This is a genomic window from Streptomyces javensis, from assembly GCF_039525925.1.
Classification (GTDB): Bacteria; Actinomycetota; Actinomycetes; order Streptomycetales; family Streptomycetaceae; genus Streptomyces; species Streptomyces asiaticus.
In genome coordinates this window covers 99408-121452 of sequence record NZ_BAAAIF010000011.1, presented here as the reverse complement: position 1 = coordinate 121452, position 22045 = coordinate 99408, and the positions used below count along the sequence as shown (strand labels likewise).

Here is a 22045-nt window from a genome sequence, read left to right as displayed (position 1 = left end):
CCATGAGGAGGAGAAGCGTTCTCGCCGCGCTCCTGGCGGGTCCGGCCGCGCTGACCACGGGAGGCCGGGCGAACGCCGAGGCGACCACCGCCGCGGTGAAGAAGAAGGGCGTCAGCGCCTGGAAGTTCAACGGGGTCACGGCGGCGATGTCCGATGCCAAGGTCGGCTGGTTCTACACCTGGGCCTCGGGCAAGCAGCAGATCCAGCCCCCGGCCGGGGTCGAATTCGTGCCCATGATCTGGGGCCCCGGCTCGGTGACCGACGCCGAGCTCAACCAGGCCAAGAGCCAGGGCACGACCCTGCTCGGCTTCAATGAGCCGGACATGGCGGGCCAGGCCAATATGACCGTCGCCAAGGCGCTCGATCTGTGGCCCCGGCTCCAGTCGACCGGTATGCGGCTCGGCGCGCCCGCGGTGGCCTATGGCGGCGATGTCGCCGGTGGCTGGCTCGACCGCTTCATGAAGGGTGCCGCCGACCGCAACTACAAGGTCGATTTCATCCCGCTTCACTGGTACGGCGCCGACTTCGACGCCACCCGCGCTACCGAACAGCTGCGTGGCTATCTCCAGGCCACCCACAACCGCTACAACAAGCCGATCTGGCTCACCGAATACGCGCTGATCGACTTCTCGAGCGGTACCCCGAGGTATCCGACCCCGGCCCAGCAGGCCGCGTTCGTGAAGAAGTCCACCGCCATGCTCCAAGGGCTGTCCTTCGTCCAGCGGTACGCGTGGTTCACGCTCTCCGCGGACCGCGGCGGCACCGGTCTCTACAACGGCGCGACGCCCAACCAGATCGGCGCCGCCTATCGCGCGGCAGGGTGAGCCAAGACCAGTCGCGCTCACAGCAGACCACAACGCTCACACCACACCACTCACACCGCGCCACGACAACCGAAACGAGGTCCTCCGCCATGCGCAAGGCAACGCTGATCGGCCGACTGGCGGTCGGAGCCGCCGCATTGACCGCCGTGGTGACCGTCGCCCCGACGAGCACCGCGGCCACCAGCGACACCCCGCCGCCCGGGCAGAACTGCTGGGCCACGCACTACGGCTACATACCGCCCGGTGCCTACACCGCCAGCGGCGAGCTCTTCGACAACAACGCGGACACCGCCGCCACCTCCCTCAGCCGCAGCCCGCAGCTGCCGTTCGGCACCAGGGTGAAGGTCACCAACGTGGCCAACGGCAGGTCACTGGTCGTGCGCGTCAACGACCGCGGCACCTTCGGCTGGACGCCGTCCGTGCCCAAGTGTCTGGACCTGACCGACGGCGCGTACTCGCGGCTCGGCGGAGTCCTCAATCCCGACTCGGGCCACATCGTCGTCAAAGAAGAAATCGTGAGGTGAGAGGGCATTTGGTGAAGGATGTGGAGCGCCGTTTCCGGCGCTCCGCATCGGCCCTCGACGCCCCGCTCGCGAAGTGCACCGCCGTGCGCCGGAGGCTTCCCTCTTTCCGGGGGCTATCCGCCGGAAGCGCTACCCACTGACCTCGCGGGCAAGTACTCTCCGTGGCGACAGTGGTACGTGACGGGTGATGAAGCGGGGTAGCGGGGGTGCGGGTGATGGCGGAGGCCGGTGACAAGGTCGCCGACCGATATCTCCTCCAGGAGCCCATCGGGAGAGGTGGGATGGGCGTCGTCTGGCGGGCCCACGACGAACTGCTGGACCGCCAGGTCGCGGTGAAGTGTGCCCGTCCGGACGACGACCGCGCGGTGGCGCGCCTGACCAACGAGGCGCGCAACGCCGCACGGCTGCACCATCCGCACATCGTCTCGGTGTTCGACTTCGTGGACGAGGGCGAGATCTGCTGGATCGTCATGGAGTACGTGTCCGGGGGCAGTCTCGCGGACATGGTGCGCGGCCGTGTCGCGCTCCCTCCGGAGGAGGCGGCCTCCATCGGCTGCCAGATCGCCGCCGCGCTGGCGAAGTCGCACGCCGAGGGTGTGGTGCACGGCGATATCACCCCGGAGAACGTCCTGATCACCGAGGACGGGGTCGCCAAGCTGACGGACTTCGGCATCTCCCGGGCGCTGTGGAGCGAGGCCACCATGACCCAGACGGGCGGGGTGCGCGGCAAACCGCCGTATCTGCCGCCCGAGGTGGCCAGGGGAGAGGTGGCCGACCGCAAGTCCGATGTCTTCTCGCTGGGCGCGACCCTCTACGCGGCGATCGAGGGGCGGTCCCCGTACGGCGAGGCATCGCATCCCATGGCCTATGTGGCGCGGGCCATCGAGGGCTATATCGAGACCCCGCACCGGGCCGGTCCGCTGGTGGACGCGCTCACCAAGCTGCTGGAGCTGGAGCCGAAGCGGCGCCCCGCCGCCCACCAGGCCGTACGGCTGCTGCGGCGGGTCGCCCCGTCGTCCCCGCGGATCGAGGACCTCGAGGGCCCGCGCGACGGCGACACGCTGGACCGCACCCCCTTCACGATGCGACTGGTGCCGCCGACCGTTCGAGGGTCGTGGCGCCGCCCGAGCCGCGGGGTGGTCATCACCGCGACCGCGCTGGGCCTTGCCGCGGCCCTGGTGGCCTGGGCCACCCTCTTCGGCCCCTGGGGTGACGGGCGCTCCGACGAGAGCGATGGGTCCGGGAAGGACGGCGGGCGTGGCGTGTCCGGTACCGCCGACTCGCCGGCCCGCACCGGTCCGGTCGGCACCATAGGCGACGCGCGGACCGCCGATCCCTGCAAGCTGCTCAACCCCGCCTCGCTCAGCCGCTTCGGCGAGACCGTGCTCGACCCGGACTACGGCGAGATCGACCGATGCGACGTCCTGCTACAGGGCGAAAGCGGCGATGACATCGCCGACGTCCAGCTCAACTTCAGCGCCGAGCCGCCGGAGCCGGGTGGCGATGTGCCCACCAGAAGGGTCGGCAATGTCACCGTCGCCGCGTATCAGCGCGATGGGGACGAGTGTCTGCGGAACATCGCGTCCGCCGACCGCAAGCAGATCTGGATCATCACCGAGCGGCTCGACACCCCGGCGCCCGACCCCTGTCAACTGGGCGACGCCGCCACCGACCACGTGGTCAGCGTGCTGGACCGCGGCCAGGTCCCCCGGCGATCCGGGCAGCCGGTGGCGAGCTCCCTGCTCCGGGGACACGCATGCGGGCTGCTGGACAGCGATGAGCTCAAGCGGGTCGCCGGTGTCCGGGTGGCGGACCGCGACCCGGGCTTCGGGGACTGGCAGTGCGAGTGGACGGACGGCTCGGGTGACGCGGGGGTGAAGGTGGTGTTCAACCGGGACAACCAGTTCACCGCGGACGACGGAGAGTCGGCGGTCATCGCCGGCAATCGCAGTTCGGTGTCGCCGAACGAGTGGGACGACGACTCATGCCTGGTCCGGATGTTGCACCGCTCGTACCGCAACTCCCTCGGTGACGACACCGTCGAGTTCATGTCGTTGAACGTCTACGGGCCCAAGCCCACCGGAAAGCTCTGCCAGACCGCCAAGGCGCTCGCCGCCACGGCCGCGAAGAAACTCCCGGCATCATGACCACGACACCTCCCGGCGGCGACCGTTCTGCCATCGGCCGGGCCCCCGGCGCCCGTCGCCCCAGCGCTGGCCGTCCCGCCGCGGGCGGCCGCTCGCTGCCCGCCGCGCACGGCAGTCTGGCGCGCGGGGTGACCGCGCCGGTGCCGGGCACCGCCTTCGCCCTCGCGTTGACCGGTGGCATGACCCTCGGCCCCGGCGACGGCCGTGAGCTGCTCTTCGGACGGAACCGCCCCGAGGTGCACGTCTGTGTGGGCGAGGACGACCCCCAGGTCAGCCGCTGCCAGGGCCGACTGACCCATCGCCACGGCCGCTGGTGGGTCGCGAACAACGGCCGGCTGCCGCTCCGGTTCCCGTCCCGGCTGCTCTTCACGGGCGAGGAGCCACTGCCCCTCGAGACCGGCTACACCCCGCTGTTCGTCCGGGGCTCGCGCGACCGTGAGCATCTGCTGGAGGTGTTCGTCAGCGGCCCCGAGACCGAGCGGCCGGTGGCCCTGCCCGGCGATGTCACCCGTCCGCCCCGGGTATGGGTGCTCACCGATGAGGAGAAGCTCGCGCTCGTCGTACTCGGCCAGCGGTATCTGCTCCACGAGCCCCGGCCGCAGCCCCTCACCTGGAGGCAGACGGCCTCCCAGCTCGCGGAGTTGTGCCCCGGTGAGAGCTGGAGCGAGAAGCGTGTGGAGCACCTGGTCAACCGGGTCCGCACGATGCTGTCCCGGGACGGCGTGCCCTGGCTGACCCGCGAGGAGGTCGGCGAACCGGTCGGCAACGCGCTCAACGACCACCTGATCCGCGCCCTGATGATGTCGACCACCCTCGTTCCCCCGGACCTGGCCCTGATCGACGCCGCCTGACCGCTCAGCCCGATCTGGCCGCTCAGCGAGCCCTGTCACCTCGGGGGACGGCCTGGAGCTGGGTGAGGTTGTCCATGATCAGGCCGAGGGTGAACTCGAACCGGTCGTGTCCGGTGCCGGAGGTCAGTTCAGCGGCATGGCGTCGGGTCTGCGGAAACGTGTCGGCCGGCAGCGCGGTGAACCGGCGGATCAGCTCCTCGCGGCCAAGGACCCACTCCTGGTCCGGGTGTCTGCGCCGCTGCTGGACCAGTGACTGCTCCAAGGTGTAGGCGCTGACGTAGAGGGACAGGGCATCGAGCACCCAGGCGGCGCTCCGCGGTTCGATTCCACCGGCGAGCAGGATCGCCAAAAGCCCTTCCCTGACCCGCAACGTGGAGAGGTTGGTCGGGACCACGCCCAGCGCGGCACGGGAGACTCCGGGGTATTTCAGGTACTGGTCGCGGAGCTGCGCGTACACGTCGAGGACCTGCTCGCGCCACGTGTCCGGGTCCGGTTCGGGCAGTACGACCTCGGAGCAGAGCCGGCCGACGAGCAGATCGTCGATGTCCTCTTTGCTGACGATGTGCGCGTACAGCGACGACGGCCCGGTGCCGAGCACCGCGGCGACCCGGCGGATGGTCAGCGCGTCGTAGCCCTCGGTGGCCACGACCTCCAGGGCGGCGTCGGTGATCCGGTCGACGGTGATGGGCTTCTTGCGCGGCGCCGCCGCCGCGGGCTCCCCAGCGGGCTGGGCGTGACGAGCTGCTCGGCGTTGCCGGGGATCGGAGGGCATGCCGCTCACTATAGCTTGACACGATCTAAGTTCGCCAAGTAGACCTTAGTTCGCCGTGCAGAACTAAGTTCGTTGAAGGGTGTGTGATGCGAGTTTCCGTGGTCGGAGCCGGTCTGGGAGGTCTGTGCCTGGCGCAGGGTCTGCGTCGTGCCGGGATCGAGGCCGTCGTGTACGAGCGGGACCCGGCGATCACCGCGCGGTTCCAGGGCTACCGGCTCCTGCTGAGCCCGGTGGGGTTCGAGGCGCTGCGTGGCTGTCTGCCGCCGCGCTGGCACCCGCTGCTGGACGCGATCGTCGGTGACGCCCATGCCGAGCGGCTGATCCTGGACCCGCGGCTGAACCGGATCGGCGAGCTCGGCCCCGGCAGGACCGGGATCGTGATCGACCGGCAGGTGCTGCGGCACCTGCTGCTGACCGGACTCACCGTGCGCACCGGGGCCGCGCTGACCGGCTACGACGTGCTGGACGACGGCAAGGTCGAAGCCCGGTTCGCGCACGGCGACCCGGCCACCGCCGACCTCCTCGTCGGGGCGGACGGGATCGGCTCCGCCGTCCGCGCGGTGCTCTCGCCGCGGACCACCGCGACCGACACCGGCGCCCGGTTCGTCATCGGCCGCACGCCGCTGACCGAGCGCTTCGCCACCCTGGCGCCGGCCTTCGGCTCGAAGATCGCCGGGGACGGGGTGAGCCTGATGCTCGGCGCGATGCGTTTCCGTACCCCGCCGAAGCGGGCGGCCGAGGAACTGGCACCCGAGGTGACCCTCCCCGATATCGGCGACTACGTGCGCTGGGCCATGCTCCTGCCGCCGAACGGCTCGCTCGGCGCCCCGACCGCGCAGGAGGCCGTACTGTCCAGGACGGAGGGCTGGCATCCGGACCTGCGGGCGCTCATCGAGCAGGCCGACCCGGACAACAGCACCCTGCTGTCCATCCGGGTGGTCGAGCCCCGCGAGCGCTGGGCGCCCGGCCCGGTCACGCTGCTCGGAGACGCCATCCACGCCACCTCCCCGACCGGCGGCAACGGCGCGAACACCGCCCTGCGCGATGCCGATCTGCTGCGCCGCCACCTGATCGGGGCCGTCGAGCGCCGCCAGGACCTCCTCGGCGCGGTCGGCGACTACGAGCGGCAGATGTTCGAGTACGGCGGCGAGGCCGTGCGCCACAGCCTCGCCGCGCTACCCGCCTTCGTCCCGAACCCGGAACGACCCGATCCGACATAGGAACTATTGGCGGGTTTCGGGAGCGTTCGCGGCGGAACCCCTCACTCGGTGTCCGCGCCGATGGCCTCCAGCATCGGGATGCGCGCGGCCTGCCGCCCCGGCCAGAGCGAGGCCAGTACACCGATCGCCGCGCTCGCGAGGAAGAAGAGGGCCGTCCGGTCCCAGGGGATGACGAGCGGAACGGACTCCTGGCCGAGTACGGCCGCCGCGCCGATGGCCGTACCGGCGACGACACCGAGCGCGGAGCCGAAGAGGGAGATGGTCACCGACTCCAGGCGCAGCACGGATCCGACGCCACCGCGGTCCAGGCCGATGGCGCGCAGAAGCCCGATCTCCCGCACCCGCTCGAAGACGGCCATGCCCATGGTGTTGACGACCCCGAGGGCGCCGATCAGCACGGTGACGCTGAGCATGGCGTACATGATGTTCAGGAACGGCGCGGACCGCGCGGTGGCGGCGGCCCGGGCATCGGCGCGGTCCTGGACGAGCAGCGCCGGGTTGTCCAGGGCGCGCCGGATCTTCTGCTGGAGCGCGGCGGTGCGGCCGGGGGCGGCCTTGACCAGGACCGAGTCGATGCTCGGCCGGTCCTCGGCGCCGACCGGACGTGGCAGGGCGCGCCGGGAGACGAGGGCGGGGGTCACATTCTCGGGGCCGTCGTAGATCGCGACGACGGGCAGATCGGCCTTGGCGCCCGGCGTACGCCCGCTCGCACGGGTGAAGGTGCCGGTGACACGGGAGCCGAGCCGCCAGCCGTGGGCGGCGGCCAACTCCTCCGTGACGGCGATGCCCTGGCCGAGGCGGTCCAGCGACCCCTCGCGGATGGTGAGCGACGCGGCGCGTTCCACCGCGGCGGGGTCCACCGCGGTGACCGAGAGCGGGGTCTTGTCGGCGAGGTCGAAGTAGGCGGGGATGACGGGCGTGACGGCCTCGGCGTCGGCGAGCCGCGCCACCCGGTCCGCCGTGCCCTCGCCCACCTCGCCGAAGTCGACGGCCGTGATGCGCAGGTCCGAGGCCATGGAGCGGTCGGCCTCCCGCTCGTCGAAGCGGTTCACCGAGGTGACGGCCACGGTGACGGCGGTGACCATCGCCAGACCGACCATCAGGGTGGTCGCGGTGGCCGCCGTACGCCGTGGATTGCGGCGGGCGTTCTCCACCGCCAGCTTGCCCCGGACGCCCGCCAGCCGGGTCAGCGGGGAGCGCAGCAACCCGGTGAGGCCGAGCGCGAGCAGCGGGGTGAGGACGATCAGGCCGACCAGCAGCAGGGGCGCGGCGCCGAAGAGGAGGTTCGGCTCGCCGACGGCGGCGGCGATCAGCAGCGCGCCGCACGCGGTGGTGATCAGCCCGATGGTGTTGCGGCGGCGCAGTGAGGCGGCGGTGGACGGCTGGACGGTCCGCAGCGCCGCCACCGGCGGTACGGCAGCCGCCCGGCGGGCCGGGACGTAGGCCGCGAGGACGGTGACACCGATGCCCACGGCGAAGGCCGCGAGCAGCGGTTCGGCGGACAACGCGGGCACGGTGGCGCTCCCCGCTCCGGCGGCGTCGAACAGGCTGCCCAGCAGATGCGCGGCGCCGACGCCAAGACCGTAGCCGATGGCCGAGGCGACCGTGCCGACCACGGCGGCCTCGGTCAGGACCATGCGCATCACATGGTTCGTGGTGGCGCCGACCGCCCGCAGCAGCGCGTGTTCCCGGGCACGGGCGGCGCTGAGCATGGTGAAGGTGTTGGCCACCAGGAAGGTGGAGACGAACAGGGCGACCCCGGCGAAGCCGAGCAGCAGTGTGGTGAGCTTGTCCGCGTCCCCGCCGGGGACCGCACCGGACTCCAGATCCGCGCGGGTGACCGCCCGCAGCCCGGAAGGCAGCAACTTCTGTGCACGCTGGGCGAGTTGGGCGTCCGTTGTGCCCTCGGCAGCGGTCAGTGTGATGGCCGAGTAGCCCTTCGGCGCGGGGGCGAAGTGCCGTTGCGCGGTGGCGGTGTCGAAGGCGGTGAGCGTGCCACCGGAGTCTACCCGGCTGTCGTGGGCGGTGAAGACGCCGACCAGCCGTGCGTCGAGGGCCGTACCGGCCACGACGATGCGCACCCGGGCGCCGACCCGGTACCCGGCCCGCTCGGCGGTCCGCCGGTCGACGGCGATCTCGGTGGCGCCACGGGGGCCGCGGCCCTCGGTGAGCGGATAGCGGACGTCCTTGCCGCTGCCGTCGGGCACGTAGTTGACGCCCGCGGCCTGGACCAGATCGCCGACCAGAGTGCCGTCGGAGCCGACGAGGAAGGAGCGGCCCTCCACCACACCGCGCGCCGCGGCCGCCGACGGCAGCGCCCGCAGCCGCCGCAGCAGCGTGTCATCGAGCCGGTGTGGCGCGGCGGGGTCCGCGGTGATCGAGACGGAGGCGTCGGGCTGGGAGTTGGACCGGGCGCGGTTCACGGCCGCTCTGACGGAGTCGCCGTAGAGCAGCGAACCGGTCACGAAGGCCACGCCGAGCACGACGGCGAGGGTGGGCATCGCGAAACGGAGCCGATGGGATCGGAGGGTGCGCAGGGCGGTGCGGAACATCGATGGCCTTCGGAAGAGCTGGCGGGGTGGCGGTCGGAAGGGGCGCGGCGCATCGGGCTCGAGCGCTCTCCGGTCGCCCCGGATGCCATCCTTCGCGAGGACGTGGCGCGGCGGATCCACCGGAATGCCGAAGCGGGCCGTGTCCCCTCCCCGGTTTCCTCGGCCGAAAGTCTGATGTGGCGGCGGCGGCCGGACCGTAGCGTGACCTGCCATGATCTCCGATTTCCGGTCCCGATTCCGCTTCCGGCACCTCCGACAGGGCCTGGTCGGCGCCGCTCTGGCCGTCCTCGTGGTCCTGGAGGGGCTGAACGCGCCGCATCCGGCGATGGCCGCGGCGACGATGGTGTCGGGGATGCTGTGCCTGGCCGCGGTCACCGTGCCGGAACGCCTCTTCGCGCGCTACGCCCTCGGTGCGGCGGTCGTCTCGTGCGTGCTGACCGGGGTGGAAGCGCGGCTGTCCGAGCGTCCCCCGAACACCCCGGGCATGGTGGAACTGGGTGCGCTGCTGCTGCTCAGCACCCGCGCGGTGCGGCGCTGCCCGCCGCTGCGAGCGGCCGGTCTTGTCGCGGTGTCCTCCGGCGCCGCCGTGGTCCTTCCGCTGCGGATCGAGCTGTGGGACGACCACCTCAAGGAACTGATCAGCGTCATCGCGGTCTGCGCCGTGCCGTTCATGGTGGTGGTGGGGCTGTGTCTGCGTCTGTACGACACGCTGCGGGAGCGGGAGCGCGAGGCCATCCGGCAGGCCCAACGCCTGGAGCACGCACGGGAGTTGCACGACTTCGTGGCCCACCACGTGACGGCGATCGTCGCGCAGACCAAGGCCGCGCGCTTCACCGCCGCGGCCGGACACACCCAGTCCCCTGAGGACCTGGACCGGATGCTCGCCCAGATCGAGCGGGCCGGATCCCAGGCGCTCGGGTCGATGCGCGCCATGGTCACCAGCCTGCGGGACCACGCCACCGCCTCCGCCACGACCCGGCCCACGGGCGATCCGGCGGGTCCGCGCGGTCCGCGCGGGCTGCGTGATCTGCGTGCCCTCACCGAGGAGTTCTCCGGGGTGGGGCCGGTCGCCGAGCTGATCCTCGCCCCGGAACTCGCCGACCGGCCGCTGCCGCCCGGTATCGCCACCACGGTCCACCGCGTGGTGCAGGAGTCCCTGACCAACGTCCGCAAACACGCCACCGGGGTCGGCCGGGTGGAGGTGCGGGTCGGTGTCCGGCCCGGCGACCGGGAGGGGCTGGAGGTGTCGGTCGTCGACGACGGGCGGGGTGGCGCCTCATCCGCCGCCGAACGGCCGGTCGAGGGGGGCGGCTACGGTCTCGTGGGGCTCGCCGAACGGGTCGAGGAGGTCAACGGGCACCTCACAGCAGGGCCACGGGACGGCGGAGGCTGGCACGTCCTGGCGGTCCTGCCACTGGACAAGACGGCCACTGAGGAGACGATCGCCTGCGATCATGCCTGACATGACGATCCAGGTACTCATCGCCGACGACCAGGAGATGGTCCGGGCCGCCTTCCGCATGATTCTCGACTCCCAGCCGGACATGCGGGTCGTCGCCCAGGCGGCGAACGGCGTCGAGGCGGTCGAGCAGGCCCGCTCTCTGCGGCCCGATGTCTGCCTCCTGGACATCCGCATGCCCGAGCTGGACGGTCTCGAGGCCACCCGGCTCCTCGCCGGACCCGATGTGCCGGATCCCCTCAACGTCCTCATCGCGACCACCTTCGACCTCGACGAATACGTCTACCGGGCGCTGCGCAACGGCGCGTGCGGCTTTCTGCTCAAGGACGGCGCACCCGGGCTGCTCACCGAGGCGGTACGGGCCGCGGCGTCGGGCAACTCGCTGATCTCCCCGTCGGTGACCGTCCGCCTGCTCGCGCACATGGCACCCCAGCGCGACCGGCCGGTCCCCTCCGAGACCCGCCCGGCCCGCCGGGGGAGGAGCGGACCCAAGGATCTGATCGAGCCGCTGACCCAGCGTGAGATCGAGGTGGTCAGGCGGGTAGCCCGCGGCCGTACCAACGAGGAGGTGGCCGCGGAGCTCCATGTCACCCTGTCCACCGTCAAGACCCACCTCGGCAACGTCCAGCGCAAGCTGGCCGCCCGTAACCGCGTCGAGATCGCGGCCTGGGCCTGGGAGCACGGCATGGTGGACGAGCCCTCGCCGAACGGCGGACGCTGACCGCCCGGCGGGTGTCCCCGCCGTTGTGCGCGCTACCAGGTGCGGGCGGCGTGCTGAAGCCGCTCCCGGACCCGGGCGACGTCCGGATTGGCGTCGGCGCCCGGCCGCTGTACGAGGAAGAGCGTGTTGAGCGGCGGCTCTTCGGGCTCATGGAGCGGGACGAGTCCACCGGAGGAGAGTTCGTCCTGGCACAGATAACGGGGGAGCACGCTGTAACCGGCGCCCGCGGCGACGGCCGACACGGCCCCGCGCAGATCCGGCACGGTCACCGCGGCCTCGGCGGTGAGCCGCTTGCCGAAGACATTGCGCCAGTACCGGCGGGCGATGGGGAGGTCCTCCGCGTAGGTGATCAGCGGTACGTCACGGACGGCCGCACACGGCCCGTCGGCCGCCAGGCGCTCCCCGACGCGCCGGGCCCAGCTCGGCGAGGCGACCAGCACATAGTCCTCGTCGGCCAGCGGGAGCGAGGTCAGCGTGCGGCCGCCGGGGCGTCTGGTGGAGATCACGAGGTCGTGGTGTCCCGCGCGCAGCGCGTCCAGCAGCGGATCGGTCAGCCCCATCGTGATCCGCAGCCGTACCCCCTCGGCCACCAGCGGGGCGAGCGCGGGCAGGGCGCGGGCGCACAGCAACTCGGCCGGCCCGGCCAGGTGGACGGGGGTGGTGCGGCCGGTGAGCACGGTGTTCCGGCCGCCGAGGGAGGCGAGCGCGTCGAGTGGCCCGGCGATGTGTCCGGCCAGGTCATGGGCGAGGTGGGTGGGCTCGGCGCCGCGCGGGAGCCGGGTGAACAACGCGCGTCCGGTCTGCTGCTCCAGGGCGCGGATCTGGGCGGTGACGGTCGGCTGGGAGAGCCCGAGCAGCGGCGCCGCGGCGGTGAACGAGCCGGAGCGGTAGACGGCCAGGAAGGTGCGCAGCAGATTCAGATCGGCGGGTTGCGCGGGCGCCCCGCCGCCGATGACGATGTCGCCGTCCTGGTGTGTCCGGTCCTCCATGCGGCCCAGCATAGAGAGGCACACCGTCTTTCCCGCCATCGGAAACCCGATGCCGTCGATCGAGCGATCTATTGGCATTCCGATGCCCAGTGGATCTACCTTCGAGCACGCCGCCAGGACGGCGGCGCCACATCGGGGCGGCGACGACGCCCCGGGAGAATCCAGCGATCACACTCACAGCACGTGATCGCGTCGAGGAGTGAGCATGGCCAAGATCCTGTTTGTGATGACCGGTGCCGACCAGTGGACACTGGCCGACGGTACGAAGCACCCCACCGGCTACTGGGCCGACGAGGCCGTGGTCCCCTATGAGGCGCTCAAGGCCGCGGGCCACGAGATCACCGTGGCCACCCCCGGCGGCGTCGTCCCGCCCGTGGACTCCGCCAGCCTCAGCCCCGACGTCAACGGCGGCCCGGAGAACGCCGCCAAGGTGAGGAGCGTCGCCGAGAACGCCGCCGAGTTCCGCGCCCCCGTAGCGCTGAGCGACGTAACGCTGGACGACTACGACGCCGTCCATGTACCCGGTGGCCACGGCCCCATGGAGGACCTCGCGGTCGACGCCGACTCGGGCAGGATCCTCACCCTCGCGCTGCGCGGCGGCATGCCGGTGAGCGTGGTCTGCCACGGCCCGGCGGCGCTGTTGGCGGCGGTCACGGAGGACGGCACCCACGCGTACGCGGGCTACCGGATCACCGCCTTCACCAATGAGGAGGAGAAGATGGCCGGCAACGCCGACAAGGCCAAGTGGCTGTTGCAGGACCGGCTGACCGAGGCGGGTCTGACGGTGCGGGTCGGCGACCCCTTCGCACCGCATGTGGAGGTCGACCGCAACGTCATCACCGGCCAGAACCCGGCCTCCTCCGGCCCGCTCGCCGAGGAACTGCTCAAGAAGCTCGGCTGACCTCGGCCCTGAGCTCGGCTGGTCTCTCGACCCTCCACTCGCGCCTCAGGCGGGCTCGGCCGTGGTGCCCCGGATGACGAGATGGGGGGCGACCACGGCCTCCCCCTCGGGGATCCGCTCTCCCTCCAGGCGGGCGATGGCCCGGCCGACGGCGAGTTCGGCGAGGCGGGGGACGTCCTGGCCGACGGTGGTGAGGTTGATATGGGCCAGGCGCGCCAAGTGGCTGTCGTCGAAACCGATGACGGAGATCTCGTCGGGGACGGGGACCCGGGCGCGCAGGAGAGTGTCCAGAACGCCGGTGGCGGAGCGGTCGTTGAAGGCGAGGACGGCGGTGGGCCGGGGAGCGGCGTCGAGGAGGGCGCTGGCGCCCGCGGCGCCGTCCTCCTCGGTGAGGCCGCCGGGCAGGACGCGGACGCGGTCGGCCAGGCCGTGGCGGCTCATGGCGGTGCGATAGCCGCGGCGCCGGTCGGCGGCGCCGGGGGCTCTGCCGCCGTCGATATGGGCGATGTCGCGGTGGCCGAGGGCCACCAGGTGGTCCACGGCCTGGCGGGCGCCCTCGTCATCGGCGGTCCGCACCACCTCCACACCCGGGGCGGACCCGCGCAGCCGACGGGCCACGGAGACCACCGGGAGCTGCGCGGCGAGTTCGGCCAGCCGCGCGGCCGGGGCCTGCGGGCCGAGCAGGATCAGGGCCTCGCAGCGATCGGCGAGCAGGGTGTCGGTGGCCCGCTGCTCACCACGCCCGGCGGCCACGGCGCTCAGCGCGATCTGGTACCCGGCGGGCTCGGCCACCGCGTAGATGCCCTCCAGCAGATCGGCGTGGAAGGGGTGCTGAAGGCCGAACTGCACCCCGAGGAGATGGGACCGGTGGCTGCGCAGCAGCCGGGCCCGGGCGTCCGGCCGGTAGCCGATCTCCTGTGCCGCCCGGAGGACCCGCTCACGGGTGGCGGCACCGGCGCCCTTGGCGTCCCGCATCACGATGGAGACCAGCGCCGTGGAGACGCCGGCCCGCGCCGCCACGTCCGCGAGGGTCGGGCGCTTCCCATGGGGGACGGCCGGCGTCGGTGGCACCACTGGTCTCCCTGGTCGGGGCGTCGTCTTCGGTCGGGGTTTCGCCTCCCGGCGGGGTTTCGCCTCCGGGCGCGACGATCGTAGCCCAGGGTCCGGCCGGTACGCTCCCCGCTTCTATAACGTTCTAGCGATTCCGCCGCCCGCCCTTGACAGGGGTGGGCGGCGGCTGGCGTACTGCTGCTCGCCCCTAGAACGTTCTAGTGACGGGAACGTTCTAGTCGCATTGTTGCCGGGTCCGCAGAGAGGGCGAGCAGTGGCGATGTACACATTGGCGGTCTGCGCCGAGATGGTCTTCCGGGATCTGCCGATCCAGGAACGGGCGCGGCGCATCCACGACGCCGGTTTCCAGGTCGAGATCTGGGACTGGAGCCGACACGATCCGACCGCCCTCGAGCGGACCGGCGCGGTGTTCTCCTCCATGACCGGCTACCTCCGCGGCAGCCTCACGGACGAGGACGGGGCGGCCGAACTCCTGCGCACCGCCGAGGAGTCGGTCAAGGTGGCCCATCAGCTCGGCTGTCCCCGGCTGAATCTGCACGGCACCGGGCTGGACGGCGAGGGCCTGCCGGTGGCGCCGGTGGCGGGCGAGGCCACCGGCCCGATGTGGATCGCCACCCACCGCACCCTCACTCGCCTCGCCGAGCTGGGCGAGCGCGCCGGGGTCACCTTCACCCTGGAGAACCTGAACACCGCGGTGGACCACCCCGGTGTGCCGTTCGCGACGGCCGCCGACACCCTGGCCCTGGTCGAGGCCGTGGACCGGCCGGGGCTGCGGATGAACCTGGATCTGTACCACGCGCAGATCGGCGAGGGAAACCTGATCGAGCTCGTCCGCCGGGCCCACGGCCGGGGTCTGATCGGCGAGATCCAGGTGGCCGACGTACCCGGCCGCCGCGAGCCCGGAACGGGAGAGATCAACTACCCGGCCCTCGCCCGAACCCTCACCGAACTCGGCTACGAGGGCACCGTCGCCATGGAGGCGTGGGCCTCCGGTGACAGCGACCGCGCCCTGGAGCGCTTCCGCTCCGCCTTCACCCGCTGAAGATCGCCCGCGCGTCCAGCCCTGATCGCTGAAGCGCGCCCACACCGACCCCACGGAGCATCCGCATGACCACACCGCACCCCCTCCCCATCGGCCTCATCGGCGCCGGACGCATGGGCTCCTTCCACGCCGAGACGCTCGCCCGCCGCCTCCCCGGCGTCCGCCTCGCCGTCGTCGCCGACCCGGCCCCCGGTGCCGCCCGGGCGCTCGGCGACCGGCTCGGCGGTGCCACGGCGTACACCGAGATAGCCGAGCTGCTCGCCGACCCCGGGGTCGAGGCGGTGGTCATCGCCACCCCGGCCCGCACCCACGCCGGGCTGGTCGAGGCCGCGGCCCGGGCGGGCAAGGCCGTCTACTGCGAGAAGCCCATGGCCGTCACCCTCGAGGAGGCGGACCGCGCCATCGCCGCCGCGGCCGACGCCGGTGTCCCCCTCCAGGTGGGCTTCAACCGCCGCTATGACAGCGGCTTCCACGCCGCCCACGAGAAGGTCCGCGCGGGCGTCATCGGCACCCCGCAGCTGCTGCGCTCGCTCACCCGCGACCCCAAGCTGGCCGACCCGGGTCGTATCCCGCCGTGGACGATCTTCCTGGAGACGCTCATCCACGACTTCGACACCCTGCGCTATCTCAACCCCGGCGCCGTACCGGTCGAGGTCTTCGCGTTCGCCGACGCCCTGGTCCGCCCCGACTTCAAGGACCGCGGACTGCTCGACACCGCCGTGGTCACCATCCGCTTCGACAACGGCGCCCTCGCCACCGCCGAGGCGAACTTCCAGGCGGTGTACGGGTACGACGTGCGCGGCGAGGTCTTCGGCTCGGCGGGGATGCTCACCATGGGCGACATCCGCCGCAGCCATCTGACCGCCTACGGACCGGACGGCACCGCCGCCGAATGCGTCACCTACGACCAGGATCTCTTCCGCGACGCCTACGTGGCCGAACTCGCCGACTTCACCGAGTGCGTGCGCACCGGCCGTACCCCCTCCGCCACCGGACAGGACGCCCGCGCCGCCCTGTCCGTCGCGCTCGCGGCCATCCGGTCGGTCACCATCGGCGGTCCGGTCCGCGTCGGTGACATCGCGTAGTGGTCCGCCCACCGGCTCTCGAGGCGTTATATTCGGGCTATATAGGACGCGGCTGGCCTGCGATCCGTACGGCACCGGGCTCCCGAGGACGATGACAGGTGACGCCATGGGTGTGGATGAACAGCACCCAGACAGTGCGGACACCCGGATCACTCGGTCGGCGCGGACACGGCTTCGGCTGATGGGTTCCGCGGGTGGCCAGCTGAGTGGCACCGGGCCGGTGAGGCTCGCCCTCGGGCAGGCGGTCGCCGAACTCGGCGCCCTGGGCGGCATGATCCATGTGCGTGATCCGCGCCAGGGGGTGATGCGCCTGGTGGCCAGCGTGGGGCTGCCGGACAACCTGGTCTCGGGGTGGGAGACCCTCACGGACGAGGACAGCGCGGCCCCCGTGTCATGTGTGCGCTACGGCACCCAGGTCTGGACGCCGCCACCGCCGGATGTGCCGCACCGGGCGCCCCTCCCGTCATCCGGTGCCCCCTCCCACGGGGACTTCCCTCCCGGCGCCGGCTCGCTTCCGCCCGGCAGCGGGGTGGCGTCGGTGCCCGTGATCACGGCTGACGGGGAGCCGGTGGGCGCGCTGTCCGCCTTGGTGGAGGAGCCGGACAAGCTCGACGAAGCGCACTGTGAGTTCCTGCGGTTGGTCGCCGACTGGGTCGCCGGGTATCTGCGGCCCGCCCGCCCCGCCGCCGCGGACGTCGCGCATGAGCGGCACCCGCTCGGTGGCGACGCCGTCGGCAGCGCCGTATGGCGGATGAACGACGGTCTGCTCGCCCTCGACAGCCAGGCGCGGCTGACCTTCGCCAACCCCGCGGCCCTGAAGCTGCTGGGCTCCTCCGCCCAGGAGGCGCTGGGAACCGTGCTGTGGGACCACCCGGTGGTCCGGGACACCGGGATGGCCGCCTGCCACGGGCGGGCCGTGACCACGCGCGCACCGGCCGGATTCGACACCCGGTGGCCCGGCAGACCGGGCTGGTACCACGCGCGCTTCGACCCCGTCCCCGACGGACTGGTGATCCACATCGCGGACATCACCGAACGCCGGACGGAGGAGGCCGAGCAGTCCGCGGCCCAGCGCACCGCGGCCGAGCGGGTCATGCGCATGGGCGAGCTGACCTCGGCGCTCGCCGAGGCGCTGACCGTCCAGGACGTGGTGAAGGCGGTCGCCGACCGGGTTCTTCCGCCGTTCGGCGCGACCGGCCTGATCTGCGGGCTGATCGAAACCGCGCGGCTGCGGGTGGTCGGTTCGGCCGGGTATCCGGAGGAGTTCCTCGAGATCGTCCAGAAAATGATGGTCTCGGAGATGTCCGCCGTCGTCCAGGTGCTCAGCTCCCGCACTCCGACCTTTCTGTCCACGCCGCAGGAGTACGCAGAACAGCATCCGGACGCCGTCGGCTACCTCCACCGCAGCGGGATGAAGGCGTGGGCGTTCCTCCCCCTGATCGCCTCCGACCAGCAGATCGGCTATTGCGTGGTGAGCTTCTCGCGGCCGCGCCACTTCTCCGAGGAGGACCGTTCCCTGCTCATCGCCCTGAGCGGACTGGTCGCCCAGGCGCTGGAGCGGGCGCGGCTGTACGACGCCGAGCACACCCGCGCCCAGGAGCTCCAGCGCGGACTGCTGCCCCGTACGCTGCCCGTCGTACCGGCCGTCGCCGCCGAGGCGCGCTATCTGCCCGCCACCGAGGGCGTGCAGGTCGGCGGCGACTGGTACGACCTCATCCCGCTGTCCGGGGAGCGGGTCGCCCTCGTCATCGGCGATGTCATGGGCCACGGGCTGTCCGAGGCCGCGACGATGGGGCGGCTGCGCACGGCCGTGCACACCCTCGCCGATCTCGAGCTCCCGCCCGATGAGCTGCTCACCCATCTCAACGATCTGGTCGGCGACCTCGGCGATGACTTCTACGCCACCTGTCTGTACACGGTCTACGACCCCGTCACCAATCGCTACGCCTTCGCGAGCGCCGGGCATCCACCGCTCGCCATCGTCCATCCCGACGGCACGGCACACTTCCCGCATGTGGACGCCGACCCACCGCTCGGTGCCGCCAGCCCGCCCTTCGAGACCCATGAGGTCCAGGTGCCCGAGGGCAGCCATCTGGTGCTGTACACCGACGGTCTGGTCGAGTCGGCGGCGGTCGACATCGACGAGGGGATGGCCCGTCTCGCCCAGGCCCTCACCAGGGCGGCCGCCGCACCTGCCGCCGATCCGTCCGGGGCCGAGTGCGCGCCTGCCTCCGCCCCCACCACGCGGCACGATCCCGGCCGGCTGTGCGACGCCGTCATCAGCGCACTGGTGCCCGAGCAGGCCACGACCCACGACGACGCCGCGCTGCTGATCGCCCGGACCCGGTCGTTGGCTCCGGACCGGGTGATGTCCTGGGCGCTCCCGGACGGCCCCATCGCCGCGGCCGAGGCCCGCCACCATGTCACCGAGCAGCTGTCCGCGTGGCATCTCGACGAGCTGGCGATGACGACGGAGCTCCTGGTCAGCGAGCTGGTCGGCAATGTCGTCCGGCATGCCAAGGGCCCCCCGCGACTGCGCCTGCTGTACGGCCGGACGCTGATCTGCGAGGTCTCCGACCGCAGTCTCACCACCCCGCGGATCCGCCGCGCCGCCGAGACCGACGAGGGCGGACGCGGGCTCCAGCTGGTCGCGGCGCTGTCCGATCGATGGGGCATGCGGTTCTCGGCGACGGGCAAGTGCATCTGGACGGAGCAGGCACTGCCCTCGCCCGCCCACCTGGCTGCCGCCTGAGGGGAACTTGAGGGGAACGGGGCCCGCCGCGCCCTGAGCGGACAGCGGCCCCCGCGCCCTGGCGGACGGGGTCCGCGGTGTGCCCGGCGGTGCGGCCCGCCACCGGCACGCTCTAGGATCGGTCGGTGACCGCCGTGAAACAGCAGACCACCAGGGACCAAGCGGCACCGGGGCGGAAGCGCTCGGACGGTGCCGGCCGGAGCGCCACCGTCAAGGACGTGGCGACGCTCGCCGGGGTCTCCCCGAAGACCGTGTCGAATGTGATCAACGGCTTTGTGCATGTCTCCCCGGCGACCCGGGAGCGGGTCCAGCGGGCCATCCGGGAGCTCGGCTACCGGCCCAACCGGGTGGCCCGCAACCTCCGCCGCGGCAGCACCGGCATGATCGGGCTGGTCCTGCCCGAGCTGGACGTCCCATACTTCGCCGAGCTGGGTCGCCATTTCCTCACCACGGCCGAGGAACACGGCCGCACCCTGCTGATCGAGCAGACCCTCGGCGACCGCGAGCGGGAGGCGGCCGTGATCCACGGCCTCGGCGACCAGGTCGTGGACGGCATGGTGGTGAGCCCGCTCGCCCTGCACGGCAGCGCGCTGGCGGACCACCTCGGCACCGTGCCGCTGGTGCTCATCGGCGAACGCCCCAGCGGCGGCCTCGCCGACCACGTGGTGATCGACAACGTGGCCGCCGCCAGGGAGGCCGTGGCCCATCTGGTGGCCGGCGGGCGCCGCCGGATCGCCGCCATCGGCCTCCAGCCCGAGCCGTACATCGGCACCCCGCTGCTGCGCAGGACCGGCTACCGCCAGGCCCTGGAGGAGGCCGGGCTGCCGCTGGACCCCCTGCTGGAGCGCGAGACGCCCCGCTACCACCTGGCCGAGGGCGCCCGGGCGATGGCGGCGCTGCTGGACCGGCCCGAACCGCCGGACGCGGTGTTCTGCTTCAACGACGCGCTCGCCCTCGGCGCCCTGCGGACCCTCTACGAGCGCGGACTGCGGGTGCCGGACGACATGGCCGTGATGGGCTTCGACGACGTCGAGGCCGCGCGCTACAGCACACCGAGCCTGAGCAGCGTGGCACCGGACAAGAGCGCCATCGCCCGGCACGCCGTCGATCTGCTGCTGGAGCGGATCGAGACACCGGACCGTCCGGCCCAGGAGGTCGTCGTCGGCCACACACTGCACACCCGCGAGTCCACCGAGGGCGGTATCGCCACGACCGCTCACTGACCTCCCAGACCCGTGGTGGCCACCGACTTCACGATCTGACGCTGGAACAGCATGAAGACGATGAGCAGCGGGATGGAGCCGAGGATGGAGGCGGCCGACTCCTGGGCGTTGCGGAGCCCGGTGGAGTCCTTCACGGTCGAAAGACCCACCGGCAACGTCATCAGCTGGGGATCGCTCGTGCTGATGAACGGCCAGAGGAAGTTGTTCCAGGTGTTGATGAAGACGAAGATGGCCACGGCCGCGAGGATCGGCCGGGACAGCGGCAGCACCACACTCCAGAACACCCGGAAGCTGCCGGCCCCGTCGATCCGGGCGGCCTCCTCCAGCTCCCGTGGAATGCCGTCGAAGAACTTCTTCAGGATGAACACCATCGCGGGCGCCACCACCTGCGGCAGGATCACCGCCGCGTAGGTGTCGACGAGGTTCAGCGCGAGCATCTGCCGGAACAGCGGCACGATCAGGATCTGCGGCGGCACCATGATCGAGGCGACGGTGACGGCGAAGAGCACCCGGCGGCCGCGGAAGAGCGTGCGGGAGAAGGCGTACGCCGCCATCGCCGAGATGGCCACGGTGATGGCCGTGACGCACACGGCGATCACCACGCTGTTCACCGCCCACACCGGGAGATTGCCCTGGCCGAAGATGGTCCGGTAGGCGTCGAGGGTGAAGCCCGCCTTGGGGATCCAGTCGGCGCCCGACGCGCTCGCGTCGACCTCCGTCTTGAACGAGGTGTCCACGCCCCAGCCGAACGGCACCAGCCAGACCGCCGCCATCAGCGCCAGCGCCAGCAGCGTCAGCACACGGGGGAGGGGGCCCGTGCCGAGCGAGGGGTGCCAGACACGGCCGCCGTAGCGGCGCCGCCGGACCACCTCCCGGGGCATGGTCGACCGGGGCTTTCCGGGGGTACGGGGGGAGAGTGTCTCGGTGGTCATGGCGCGGTCAGTCCTCCCTGCGCGAGAAGATCTTCAGCTGGGCGATCGAGAGGACGATGATGAGCCCGAAGAACACATACGACACCGCCGAGGCGTAGCCGAGCCGGTAGTTGGTGAAGCCGGTGTCGTAGATGTACTCCAGGATCGGCCGGGTGGCCCCGTTCGGGCCGCCCTTGGTGAGCAGATAGATCTGGTCGAACACCTTCAGCGACGCCATCACCTGCAACACCGCGATCAGCCCGGTGGTCCGGCGCAGCTGCGGCAGGGTGACCGACCACAGCCGGCGCCACGCCCCGGCGCCGTCCAGCGCGGCCGCCTCGTAGAGATGGTCGGGGATCGCCTGGAGCGCGGCCAGATAGAGCAGGAAGTTGAAGCCCACGGTCCACCACAGGGTCACCAGCGCGATGGACCACATCGCGTACTTCTCGTCCGTCAGCCAGGCGATGCCGTCGATCCCGAAGATCTTCAGCAGGCCGTTGAGCATCCCCCGGTCCGGCTGGAACAGCATGCTCCAGATCTGGTAGACCACCGCGACCGGCAGCAGATGCGAGGCGAAGAAGGCCAGCCGCCACAGCCACTGCCCAGGCATCCCCGTGTACACCAGCAGGGCCATCACCAGCGCGACGAGCACGAGGGGGACGGTGGTCAGGACGGTGAACCAGACCGTGTTGCCGAGGGTCTGCCACACCTGGCCGTCGCCGAACGCCTCGGCGTAGTTGTCCAGGCCGACGAGGGTGTTGTCACCGTGTCCGGTCAGGCTGGCGTTGGTGAAGCTCATCCACAGGCCGATGCCGATCGGCACGATGAGGAAGAGCGTGAAGAACACCAGGAAGGGGGTGGCGAAGAGCCACCCGGCGCCGCCCGACCGAGGCCGGTCCGTGGCGGTGGCCCGCCGGAATCCGGCCCGCCGGAATCCGGCCGCGGCCCGCCGCGCGGGCGTGGAGACGGAAGCCATGACATCGCTCCTTTCCATTGCGACT

General features: G+C 71.8%; 18 protein-coding genes. 12 read left to right on the top strand and 6 right to left on the bottom strand.

Annotation, left to right across the window (positions count from 1 at the left end):
- The first annotated feature begins 2 nt into the window (after window positions 1-2).
- The 4 genes from ABD329_RS13225 to ABD329_RS13210 all read left to right on the top strand — a co-directional run bounded on the left by ABD329_RS13225 (window position 3) and on the right by ABD329_RS13210 (window position 4346).
- On the top strand, window positions 3-824 hold the full coding sequence (locus tag ABD329_RS13225) for a glycoside hydrolase family protein (RefSeq protein ID WP_198276069.1): 822 nt from the start codon (window positions 3-5) through the stop codon (window positions 822-824).
- 89 nt (window positions 825-913) lie between these two features.
- A complete protein-coding gene (locus tag ABD329_RS13220) occupies window positions 914-1348 on the top strand; it encodes a septal ring lytic transglycosylase RlpA family protein (RefSeq protein WP_246618295.1) in 435 nt (144 codons plus the stop codon).
- Between the two features lie 215 nt (window positions 1349-1563).
- Window positions 1564-3495 carry a serine/threonine-protein kinase gene (locus tag ABD329_RS13215; RefSeq protein ID WP_198276070.1) on the top strand — a complete coding sequence of 644 codons (1932 nt, stop codon included), beginning with the start codon at window positions 1564-1566 and terminating at the stop codon, window positions 3493-3495.
- Entirely contained in the window at window positions 3492-4346 is an 855-nt protein-coding gene (locus ABD329_RS13210; protein WP_246618296.1) for an FHA domain-containing protein, read from the top strand. Before ABD329_RS13215 ends, ABD329_RS13210 begins: the two co-directional genes overlap by 4 nt.
- Before the next feature lie 22 nt (window positions 4347-4368).
- Here ABD329_RS13210 and ABD329_RS13205 read toward each other — a convergent pair whose 3' ends face one another.
- Window positions 4369-5118 (bottom strand): TetR/AcrR family transcriptional regulator, encoded by a 750-nt coding sequence (locus ABD329_RS13205; RefSeq protein ID WP_198276071.1) that lies wholly within the window; start codon window positions 5116-5118, stop codon window positions 4369-4371.
- An 86-nt stretch (window positions 5119-5204) separates the two neighbouring features.
- Between ABD329_RS13205 and ABD329_RS13200 the strand changes: the two genes are divergently transcribed.
- Window positions 5205-6338 carry an FAD-dependent oxidoreductase gene (locus ABD329_RS13200; RefSeq protein ID WP_198276072.1) on the top strand — a complete coding sequence of 378 codons (1134 nt, stop codon included), beginning with the start codon at window positions 5205-5207 and terminating at the stop codon, window positions 6336-6338.
- A 41-nt stretch (window positions 6339-6379) separates the two neighbouring features.
- On the opposite strand, the gene ABD329_RS13195 is transcribed toward ABD329_RS13200, so the two are convergent.
- A complete protein-coding gene (locus tag ABD329_RS13195; protein WP_306420093.1) occupies window positions 6380-8839 on the bottom strand; it encodes an ABC transporter permease in 2460 nt (819 codons plus the stop codon).
- 262 nt (window positions 8840-9101) lie between these two features.
- On the opposite strand from ABD329_RS13195, the gene ABD329_RS13190 reads away from it, so the two are divergent.
- Entirely contained in the window at window positions 9102-10352 is a 1251-nt protein-coding gene (locus ABD329_RS13190; RefSeq protein WP_198276074.1) for a sensor histidine kinase, read from the top strand.
- Window positions 10345-11070 carry a response regulator transcription factor gene (locus tag ABD329_RS13185; protein WP_425574325.1) on the top strand — a complete coding sequence of 242 codons (726 nt, stop codon included), beginning with the start codon at window positions 10345-10347 and terminating at the stop codon, window positions 11068-11070. Before ABD329_RS13190 ends, ABD329_RS13185 begins: the two co-directional genes overlap by 8 nt.
- Before the next feature lie 32 nt (window positions 11071-11102).
- On the opposite strand, the gene ABD329_RS13180 is transcribed toward ABD329_RS13185, so the two are convergent.
- Window positions 11103-12059, bottom strand: a complete 957-nt coding sequence (locus tag ABD329_RS13180; RefSeq protein ID WP_198276076.1) for a LysR family transcriptional regulator — start codon at window positions 12057-12059, stop codon at window positions 11103-11105.
- 205 nt (window positions 12060-12264) lie between these two features.
- On the opposite strand from ABD329_RS13180, the gene ABD329_RS13175 reads away from it, so the two are divergent.
- Complete coding sequence (locus ABD329_RS13175; protein ID WP_198276077.1) at window positions 12265-12960, top strand: type 1 glutamine amidotransferase domain-containing protein; 696 nt, start codon at window positions 12265-12267, stop codon at window positions 12958-12960.
- Between the two features lie 45 nt (window positions 12961-13005).
- On the opposite strand, the gene ABD329_RS13170 is transcribed toward ABD329_RS13175, so the two are convergent.
- Window positions 13006-14031: a LacI family DNA-binding transcriptional regulator gene (locus tag ABD329_RS13170; RefSeq protein ID WP_198276078.1), complete on the bottom strand. Its 1026-nt coding sequence runs from the start codon at window positions 14029-14031 to the stop codon at window positions 13006-13008.
- A 259-nt stretch (window positions 14032-14290) separates the two neighbouring features.
- Between ABD329_RS13170 and ABD329_RS13165 the strand changes: the two genes are divergently transcribed.
- The 4 genes from ABD329_RS13165 (at window position 14291) to ABD329_RS13150 (ending at window position 20133) form a co-directional block, all read left to right on the top strand.
- Window positions 14291-15073, top strand: a complete 783-nt coding sequence (locus ABD329_RS13165; protein WP_198276079.1) for a TIM barrel protein — start codon at window positions 14291-14293, stop codon at window positions 15071-15073.
- A 65-nt stretch (window positions 15074-15138) separates the two neighbouring features.
- Window positions 15139-16158, top strand: a complete 1020-nt coding sequence (locus ABD329_RS13160; RefSeq protein WP_344316375.1) for a Gfo/Idh/MocA family oxidoreductase — start codon at window positions 15139-15141, stop codon at window positions 16156-16158.
- A 181-nt stretch (window positions 16159-16339) separates the two neighbouring features.
- Window positions 16340-18910 carry an ATP-binding SpoIIE family protein phosphatase gene (locus ABD329_RS13155; protein WP_246618802.1) on the top strand — a complete coding sequence of 857 codons (2571 nt, stop codon included), beginning with the start codon at window positions 16340-16342 and terminating at the stop codon, window positions 18908-18910.
- A 125-nt stretch (window positions 18911-19035) separates the two neighbouring features.
- A complete protein-coding gene (locus ABD329_RS13150; RefSeq protein ID WP_198279614.1) occupies window positions 19036-20133 on the top strand; it encodes a LacI family DNA-binding transcriptional regulator in 1098 nt (365 codons plus the stop codon).
- Here the strand turns inward: ABD329_RS13150 and ABD329_RS13145 are convergent.
- Window positions 20127-21065 carry a carbohydrate ABC transporter permease gene (locus tag ABD329_RS13145; RefSeq protein WP_198279615.1) on the bottom strand — a complete coding sequence of 313 codons (939 nt, stop codon included), beginning with the start codon at window positions 21063-21065 and terminating at the stop codon, window positions 20127-20129. The two genes, ABD329_RS13150 and ABD329_RS13145, sit on opposite strands and share 7 nt — an antisense overlap.
- Window positions 21066-21072: 7 nt before the next feature.
- Window positions 21073-22020 carry a carbohydrate ABC transporter permease gene (locus ABD329_RS13140; protein WP_198279616.1) on the bottom strand — a complete coding sequence of 316 codons (948 nt, stop codon included), beginning with the start codon at window positions 22018-22020 and terminating at the stop codon, window positions 21073-21075.
- Window positions 22021-22045: the final 25 nt, after the last annotated feature.

Coding starts and splice junctions, on each gene's coding strand:
- ABD329_RS13190 (WP_198276074.1), top strand. CDS start 9,102: ATGATCTCCGATTTCCGGTCCCGATTCCGCTTCCGGCACCTCCGACAG.
- ABD329_RS13225 (WP_198276069.1), top strand. CDS start 3: ATGAGGAGGAGAAGCGTTCTCGCCGCGCTCCTGGCGGGTCCGGCCGCG.
- ABD329_RS13145 (WP_198279615.1), bottom strand. CDS start 21,065: ATGACCACCGAGACACTCTCCCCCCGTACCCCCGGAAAGCCCCGGTCG.
- ABD329_RS13155 (WP_246618802.1), top strand. CDS start 16,340: ATGGGTTCCGCGGGTGGCCAGCTGAGTGGCACCGGGCCGGTGAGGCTC.
- ABD329_RS13165 (WP_198276079.1), top strand. CDS start 14,291: ATGTACACATTGGCGGTCTGCGCCGAGATGGTCTTCCGGGATCTGCCG.
- ABD329_RS13175 (WP_198276077.1), top strand. CDS start 12,265: ATGGCCAAGATCCTGTTTGTGATGACCGGTGCCGACCAGTGGACACTG.
- ABD329_RS13160 (WP_344316375.1), top strand. CDS start 15,139: ATGACCACACCGCACCCCCTCCCCATCGGCCTCATCGGCGCCGGACGC.
- ABD329_RS13220 (WP_246618295.1), top strand. CDS start 914: ATGCGCAAGGCAACGCTGATCGGCCGACTGGCGGTCGGAGCCGCCGCA.
- ABD329_RS13210 (WP_246618296.1), top strand. CDS start 3,492: ATGACCACGACACCTCCCGGCGGCGACCGTTCTGCCATCGGCCGGGCC.
- ABD329_RS13180 (WP_198276076.1), bottom strand. CDS start 12,059: ATGGAGGACCGGACACACCAGGACGGCGACATCGTCATCGGCGGCGGG.
- ABD329_RS13205 (WP_198276071.1), bottom strand. CDS start 5,118: ATGCCCTCCGATCCCCGGCAACGCCGAGCAGCTCGTCACGCCCAGCCC.
- ABD329_RS13215 (WP_198276070.1), top strand. CDS start 1,564: ATGGCGGAGGCCGGTGACAAGGTCGCCGACCGATATCTCCTCCAGGAG.
- ABD329_RS13195 (WP_306420093.1), bottom strand. CDS start 8,839: ATGCCCACCCTCGCCGTCGTGCTCGGCGTGGCCTTCGTGACCGGTTCG.
- ABD329_RS13200 (WP_198276072.1), top strand. CDS start 5,205: ATGCGAGTTTCCGTGGTCGGAGCCGGTCTGGGAGGTCTGTGCCTGGCG.
- ABD329_RS13185 (WP_425574325.1), top strand. CDS start 10,345: ATGCCTGACATGACGATCCAGGTACTCATCGCCGACGACCAGGAGATG.
- ABD329_RS13140 (WP_198279616.1), bottom strand. CDS start 22,020: ATGGCTTCCGTCTCCACGCCCGCGCGGCGGGCCGCGGCCGGATTCCGG.